This is a genomic window from Oscillatoria sp. HE19RPO, from assembly GCF_024220515.1.
Classification (GTDB): Bacteria; Cyanobacteriota; Cyanobacteriia; order Cyanobacteriales; family Laspinemataceae; genus Laspinema.
This window is the reverse complement of sequence record NZ_JAMXOT010000419.1, coordinates 1-6,552: the sequence shown is the minus strand read 5'-3', so window position 1 is coordinate 6,552 and position 6,552 is coordinate 1. Positions and strand designations below refer to the sequence as shown.

General features: G+C 49.1%; 6 protein-coding genes. 1 reads left to right on the top strand and 5 read right to left on the bottom strand.

The features are described from left to right. Nucleotides 1–413 precede the first annotated feature (413 nt). Nucleotides 414–893, bottom strand: coding sequence for a hypothetical protein (locus tag NG833_RS28425; RefSeq protein ID WP_254568632.1), 480 nt, complete (start codon nucleotides 891–893; stop codon nucleotides 414–416). Between the two features lie 90 nt (nucleotides 894–983). Continuing rightward, nucleotides 984–1,865 carry a sugar kinase gene (locus tag NG833_RS28420; RefSeq protein WP_254568631.1) on the bottom strand — a complete coding sequence of 294 codons (882 nt, stop codon included), beginning with the start codon at nucleotides 1,863–1,865 and terminating at the stop codon, nucleotides 984–986. Nucleotides 1,866–2,021: 156 nt separating this feature from the next. Between NG833_RS28420 and rsmI the strand changes: the two genes are divergently transcribed. Further along, entirely contained in the window at nucleotides 2,022–2,891 is an 870-nt protein-coding gene (gene rsmI / locus NG833_RS28415; RefSeq protein ID WP_254568630.1) for a 16S rRNA (cytidine(1402)-2'-O)-methyltransferase, read from the top strand. Nucleotides 2,892–3,066: 175 nt separating this feature from the next. On the opposite strand, the gene NG833_RS28410 is transcribed toward rsmI, so the two are convergent. The 3 genes from NG833_RS28410 to NG833_RS28400 all read right to left on the bottom strand — a co-directional run bounded on the left by NG833_RS28410 (nucleotide 3,067) and on the right by NG833_RS28400 (nucleotide 5,911). After that, nucleotides 3,067–3,909, bottom strand: a complete 843-nt coding sequence (locus tag NG833_RS28410) for a transposase (RefSeq protein ID WP_254568629.1) — start codon at nucleotides 3,907–3,909, stop codon at nucleotides 3,067–3,069. 208 nt (nucleotides 3,910–4,117) lie between these two features. Beyond that, complete coding sequence (locus NG833_RS28405) at nucleotides 4,118–5,107, bottom strand: hypothetical protein (protein ID WP_254568628.1); 990 nt, start codon at nucleotides 5,105–5,107, stop codon at nucleotides 4,118–4,120. A gap of 135 nt (nucleotides 5,108–5,242) precedes the next feature. Further along, complete coding sequence (locus tag NG833_RS28400) at nucleotides 5,243–5,911, bottom strand: Npun_F0813 family protein (protein WP_254568627.1); 669 nt, start codon at nucleotides 5,909–5,911, stop codon at nucleotides 5,243–5,245. Nucleotides 5,912–6,552: the final 641 nt, after the last annotated feature.

Genomic DNA, 6,552 nt, shown 5'->3' with positions numbered 1-6,552 from the left:
CAAAAAATAAAACCTTCAAAAAACCCGCAGGCTCAAGCCTGGGGCTACACGGACAAAGCCCGCCTGCGCGGGCTAAAAGAGCCTTGTTAGGTGCGATCGCATCAAAGCAAGGATGATTTATTTGTTGGAATCCCCTTACTGGAAAAATGCCCTCAACACCTCTATAGGGAAAACCCCAATAATTAGACTCGAACCGGACTTCCCCATAAGGTGGAGAAAAGAGATATATAGGCGGATCTAAATCATTGCGACCCTTCATTTAGATGTTATATAAGCCCGGTAAACTCACCCAAATAAACTTCCCCAACTCTCTATCGAGGTGATGGGTAACTCCTGTCAGCGTCTAGTTTTTATAAAGCAGGCTTTTGTAGCTAAATTATCTAAAAAGCTAGGATGGCTTAATATTAATCCCTTCAATGTTCTAGATAAGCCCATTGTTTCCAATCTCGACGCCGGGACAATCCTTTAATTTCAATATCAATCCGCTTCGCTTCGGCAATTTCAAAAAGGACGCGCAATCCATCTCGAAATTTTTTTTGCTTACTGTTAAAAGAAATAGAATACCGTAACGGTTCCCGCGCTTGAATATAAACTAATCGATTATTTTTACGATTAGACACTAAAATAGCTCGTTTGACATCAACCCAAGGGATAATCAGCCTCGGACTCAGAGGACTGCGCCGCACAATTCGGGTATTACTAATTTCTATAGCGGCACATAATTCATCGGCAATAATCAGTAATGGACTGGTCATCGCAATCCAAATCATCGCGGTCCCAATCGGAATAAAGAGCAGGGATAGACAGGCACAGATCAAGTAAAAGACTCCTAATCCCCAACCAATCCACGGATTACGAGGAGAGAGCCGCAGGAATTGTTCTCGGGTGTTCATGGCTTGGCTTCCTTTCCAGGCTTTTTGTGTTAAGTTTAATCCATTCAAATCCCTGTCAAATCCTTCTAAAGAGATAGGTTATGACCGGCTTTAGGTGAGGTTATTGCGCGGGCGTGCCCCAAAGACTTGACAAGCATCGGAGGCAATTTTTGCAGCAGAAGCTAATGCCCGGGGAAATGGTTCTTGTAAAATATGATGACAAAATGCCCCATGAAAAATATCACCGGCCCCTAATGTATCAATGACTTTGACTTTAGGAACTTCTACCCAACCCGGGATACCTTGGCTGAGGTATTGAATAGGGTTTTCCCCGTTAGTCATGGCGATATGGGGAATTCCTAGGTTGGCAAGATAGGTGAAAACTTCGGAGGCATTGTGGCAGTTTGGGGGATAAAAATTGCTGGAACATAAGGCATAATCTACAAAGGGGAGAAGGGTTTCCAATCCGGGTTTCCAGCTTCCTCCATCCAGGACGACGGGGATGGTTTGGGCGTGACTGATTTGGGCGATCCGTTGACTGACGGACATTTGATGTCCATCGATTAGAACTATGTTAAACTGTTCCCAGGAATCAAGGGGTAGACGATCGCCCAGGATTTGAGATTTTGTGGCATTGATGGAAATAACCGCCCGATCGCCGGTGGCTTGGGTGACAATAATCGAAGATAGGGGTGGGGGTTCGGTACGGTGAGGGTCCAAATCGGCGATCGCCACCCCATACCGTTCTAATTCCCCATAAATAATGGCGGTGAGGGGATGTTGTCCAACTGCCCCTACCAGGGTTGACTGATTGCCAAGATAGCTAAAGGCGATCGCCGCATTGGTTGCCGGTCCCCCCGCATTGATCGTCGAGTCAGTCGCCACAATTTTCTGATTGTTTTGAGGCACTCCTGCGCTTAAATAGATCGCGTCCAGGGTGACTAAGCCGATAAACAATCCTTGTTTTTTCAGAGTTTCATCCTCCCGGTTCAAGACTTGCAGATTTTTTCATTCCTTCAAAATCTTCTGGGCTTCATACTTTATCATGAATTGGGATGCGGATGAGCAAGGAATCCGCTTCAGGAGTTTAAGTTGATCCATTGGTTACATTGTCCAAATTAAACTTGGGAAAAATTTAGTCCGTTATTCATGGAAATTGATTCAAAACTAGGCACACTTTATATCGTGGGAACGCCCATTGGGAATCTGGAAGATATGACATTCCGGGCGGTGCGAATTTTGCAGGAAGTGGATGCGATCGCCGCTGAGGATACCCGTCACACGGGGAAGTTGTTGCATCATTTTCAAATTAAAACACGGCAAATTAGCTATCACGAACATAACCGGCAACAGCGAATTCCAGAATTAGTGAATCGGTTAGCGCAGGGGGAGGCGATCGCCCTCGTCACCGATGCCGGAATGCCCGGAATCTCCGATCCCGGATATGAACTCGTCAAAGCTTGTCTGGAACAAGGAATTGGGGTGGTGCCAATTCCGGGACCGACTGCCTGCATTACGGCGATTAGTGCAGCGGGTTTACCCGCCTCTCGATTTACTTTTGAGGGGTTTTTGCCGGTGAAGGGAAAAGAACGTATTCAGCAGTTGCAGGGGTTAAAGGGAGAGATGAGGGCGATGGTGTTTTATGAAGCGCCTCATCGGTTGCTCAAAACATTACGGGATTTAGAGAAAATCTTGGGGGGCGATCGCGCCTTGGTGTTAGGGCGAGAGTTAACGAAACTGCATGAAGAGTTTTGGAGGGGAACAATTGCCGAGGCCATAGCACATTATAGCGACCATTGTCAACCCAAAGGAGAATTTACCTTAGTCATTAACGGGGGCGACTGCGCAACCCCCGTTTTTTCAGAAGAGACCCTCAAGGCGGCATTACAAAAGGCGATCGCCCAGGGACTTACCCGGTCCGAAGCCACCCGGCAATTGGCGCAGGAAACCGAACTTCCCCGTCGCCAGATTTATCAACTGGCGATCGGTCTAGATCAGCCCAATGCCGAAGACCTGTAGACCCGAGGGCCTCGGTAAAGCATTCATGCAGGACTCAGAAACCGGGTGTTCCCGAAGGATCCGGAGGCTGCCTCTAGTTCCCCAGAGAACCTAGCTTCAGGGCAGAAGGCCATTGGTGCATCAACAGGGCTTCGGGAGCAAGGGGGCCGTCCCTAGTCCCAGCCTGGATTGACCCTTACAGAGAGTAAACTTGACCATCAATGAGTAAACGGGTAATTCCCTTAGATTGCAAATAAACGCTAGTTTTTTGCAGCATCCGCCCATCGGGAACCTTAATCACCCGTTGGTTTCGGGCCGAAAAGCGCCGAGCGACTCGGTGATTGTCAAAAACCGGCAGAGTTCTTTCATAAGACTCTTGAGCGGGAATTTGTCCGAGTTCGGCAAACTCTTTGAGAGGACGAGTAATTAAATCCCCCCCTTTGTCTACAACCACATAACAGATTTTGGGAAGTTCAGCTTCTGCTAGGGGTAAGACTTCAACGACGGTAGAGGTCCGATGAGAACGTCGCCGCAACAGGGGTTCATCATCCTCCCACTCCTCATCGTCGTCCTCATCGTCCTCATCCTCTAATTCTTCGTCATCCTCCTCATCGTCGTCCTCATCGTCCTCATCCAGGATGTCTTCTCCCAACATTTCCTGAAGGGCGCTAGTTTCGCTCCTGGGATAGCGATCGCTAAAGCCTGACACTGGGAGTTCAAGCTCGTTTTTATCTTCTTCCTCAGCACCATCAGAAGCAGAACGCAGGCGAATGCGTTTTTTAGCAGGAACAGCTAAGGGCTGCTCGCCTTCCTCTGTCTCATCCTGGGGGTCTGGATCGCTCGTCACGAAGCGACCAGAGCGCTTTTGTTGGATGAGGGATTCATATTCCTCTTCAGATAACGTGCTTTTGAGGATGCGGCTAATTGTCGAGCTACTGACACCGTAACGACTTGCCAGGGTTAAAGTTGTTTCTCCAGGCTGTCGATACAGGTCGATAATGTCGCTTTTGTCAGATTCAGATAGTTTTCGAGAACTCATGCCGCATCATCGGGGGTAAACATTTGGACGAGAGTCGGAGGCATTGAACGCGCTTAAAGGGAGATGAGCGCCATCTTAGCGCGGCCATTGTCCGAATGGGGGAGGACTAGAATATCATGCCATTGTGGGATTAAGGGCGAGTTATAGAGCAGCCTCGTTTCGGACAAGGGATTTTAGCCGAGTCGGAGTAGGGATCGCAGGGGTTGGGTTAATCCGAGGACCCGCCTCTTCTGCGCCCCCGAGAACGAGAACGAGTAGAGATATCGTATTCCAAGACTGCACCAATGGCGAAAAGAACCGCACTGAAAATCCAGAAGACTTCCAAAAGACTGCCACTTTCGTAGTTGGCGACGCGCACATCGGCGTACTTAAACCACATATCGGCAATATAGAGGGAAAAAGTCGCCGCCGCAATCATCCGCCAAGACTGAGAGAACCGTCCTCCCCAGAAGGCTAACAACAGTGCAGTTGCCAGGATCAGGAGCAAGACATCCATGATCACATAGAACAAATTCACATAGTAAGCCACTGGAGTCAGGGCTTGGTCAATGGCCACAATGAAGGCCGGAGCCGTTTGCGGGGTGCTGGAGGCAGGAGCAGGAGCCTGTGTCCCGGATCCGGTAGCTGGCGAAGCCACCTGCTCGATCGCCTGGGGTGAAGCGGCCTCGGGGACCTCAATCGGTTCAGCCACAGCCAGCCAGTAGGCTAACGCGATCCCAGCCAAGGCGATCGCCCCGAGGACGGCCCACTGCCAAATTTCTAAATTCAGCTTGCGGCCTGAGACCGCCAGAACCATCCCCACGGTTAGGGCAATATAGGTAATTGCATAAAAGAAATCCCCCAAAGACACATCCGGGGCCAGATTCCAATACAACTCCCATAAGCCAAATAACACGCCGCCTAGAAAATAGCACAGCATTCCAATCCCAATCGCCAGCCAGACATTCCGTCCACTGACAATTTGGGGAGCGCGCCAATTTCTAAAACAGAGAATTGCAGCGCCCAAGAAAGCGACTAATTCAAATATTAACGTACCGATTGAGTACCACAAGGGTCTCCCCATTCCAGGAGCTTCCGGTACGCTAAATAACAAAAAAAACAACAAAGCTAAAACAGCCCAGGCGATTCCAGTAATCACCAGGGTCTGAGCTGTAAACAAAGGTTGAGAACTGGTTAACTTTTCTGAAGTCGTTCGCATAGAAATTCCCAAATTGCTAACGGGGCATCGGTCTTGGGGTCTAGGACTTTCTTAAACGTAGAAACGACCAAGGGCTTGCCTAGAGAGCCGTTTGTTAACGACAAGATCACAGAACCCACTTGAAAGAACCCTCTCTCAAGATAGGGACCACATCTCACCGAGGGGAGATTGTCCAAGCCAATCTCTAAACTGCTTGCGTTCCGCAGAAGGCATATCTTCCAAGATATCTAAGGCTCGTTCTACAAAGCTGGTATTCCCAAAATAGGCTTTGCCTAAGCGATAGAGCTCTTGCAACAAGGTATTCAAATGATGCTCTTGCCAAGACGGGACTTGAGCGCCGCTCAAAGGATCCATATTGAGCAACTGGTTAACCGCATCCGGTGATTCCGCTTGAGGGAAGCGCCATTTTTTAAAGGTCTCAGCAATGTCCTTTTCAAATGAACCCGCTTGCCGATTGCCCAGCAAGTCTTCTATGTCAAAGAAAACCGCTTGTAACATTAAAAGACAGGCTTGGGTGTACAGGGGCGCTGCTGCTACCCCTCCATGAGCATCCTCTGTCAGTTGGTCCAGACGGATTTTGCCCCAAACACTGTATCGATCGGTCTCTTCAAGCAGTACGCAAGCTTTCCCACGGTTATCCGTTAGGTCCCTCCAAAAGGCCCTTGCCTCATCCGCCTGTTGAGCGCTAAACACGTTAATTAAGCGAAAGGTCTGACCTTGATAGTTCAAAATCGGTATTTGCTGACCCGTTTTGGGGTGCTGAATACCCGTTATTTCAACATCCTGCCGTTTCAGAATAAACATGACGCTGCCAATTGAGTCCTCGTGGCCTGTGGGTGCTGTCGGTTCAATGGAAATGGCGAAAAGCGAGAGTTTCGTTTGTCGCCCTGCTTGGTTTCAAGATTAAGTTGAACCACACTTGGGCTTTAGTTTAGTCTGACTCACGCAGTTAACCGCAACTCGGCAAGTCTTGCTCATTTCCCTGGCGACGTAATTCAACGCCCTGACTAACCCTTATCTTACTCTATGCCTTATCCGGAAAAACCCCAAGCTTGTTATTCCTGCTTATGGAATGGACAACAATGTAAGCGCATAACGGTGGGAACCGCTATCCGGGACTGGTCTGCTCCGATGCGGGTCCCCTTATTTTAGATCCTACGGACAAGACCCCGGCTTTTTTATCCAATTTTAGAGGCTTTCTGGCCCGCAATGGGGGGACAAAACTCGGTTGTTCTTCCCCCTCCTGCACCCCCGGACTAGGATTTCGGGTTCCTCTGGGAAGACCCTCCTGAAACACTCCCGATCAATAAGGGAACTCCAAAAAATAAAACCTTCAAAAAACCCGCAGGCTCAAGCCTGGGGCTACACGGACAAAGCGGTGCCTGCGCGGGCTAAAAGAGCCTTGTTAGGTGCGATCGCATCAAAGCAAGGATGATTTATTTGTT

Coding starts and splice junctions, on each gene's coding strand:
- NG833_RS28400 (WP_254568627.1), bottom strand. CDS start 5,911: ATGTTTATTCTGAAACGGCAGGATGTTGAAATAACGGGTATTCAGCAC.
- NG833_RS28425 (WP_254568632.1), bottom strand. CDS start 893: ATGAACACCCGAGAACAATTCCTGCGGCTCTCTCCTCGTAATCCGTGG.
- rsmI (WP_254568630.1), top strand. CDS start 2,022: ATGGAAATTGATTCAAAACTAGGCACACTTTATATCGTGGGAACGCCC.
- NG833_RS28410 (WP_254568629.1), bottom strand. CDS start 3,909: ATGAGTTCTCGAAAACTATCTGAATCTGACAAAAGCGACATTATCGAC.
- NG833_RS28405 (WP_254568628.1), bottom strand. CDS start 5,107: ATGCGAACGACTTCAGAAAAGTTAACCAGTTCTCAACCTTTGTTTACA.